Consider the following 359-nt stretch of genomic DNA (forward strand, 5'->3'; position numbering starts at 1 on the left):
CCCGGGGCCGGACTTGAACCGGCACGCTGTTACCAGCGAGGGATTTTAAATCCCTTGTGTCTACCAATTCCACCACCCGGGCATCGGGTTTGCTATTTAAAGCAAGTGGATAAAGCTAATATGGAGCGGCACACGAGGCTCGAACTCGTGACCTCAACCTTGGCAAGGTTGCGCTCTACCAACTGAGCTAGTGCCGCATCATATTAACTCTAGAGTTAAATAATAATTTTAAAACTACATTTGGTATTGTAGTTAACCACAAAATGGTGCCCGGGGCCGGACTTGAACCGGCACGCTGTTACCAGCGAGGGATTTTAAATCCCTTGTGTCTACCAATTCCACCACCCGGGCATCGGGTT

The 359-nt window shown here is 49.6% G+C and carries 2 tRNA genes; both read right to left on the reverse strand.

Annotated features, from left to right (window positions below):
- Positions 1-121: 121 nt before the first annotated feature.
- Positions 122-197, reverse strand: a tRNA-Gly gene (locus C2M25_RS10325).
- Positions 198-264: 67 nt separating this feature from the next.
- Positions 265-351 (reverse strand) — tRNA-Leu (locus tag C2M25_RS10330).
- Between the last annotated feature and the right edge of the window lie 8 nt (positions 352-359).

Origin of the sequence: Pseudoalteromonas sp. T1lg21 (assembly GCF_002964625.1) — a bacterium.
Lineage (GTDB): Bacteria > Pseudomonadota > Gammaproteobacteria > Enterobacterales > Alteromonadaceae > Pseudoalteromonas > Pseudoalteromonas gelatinilytica.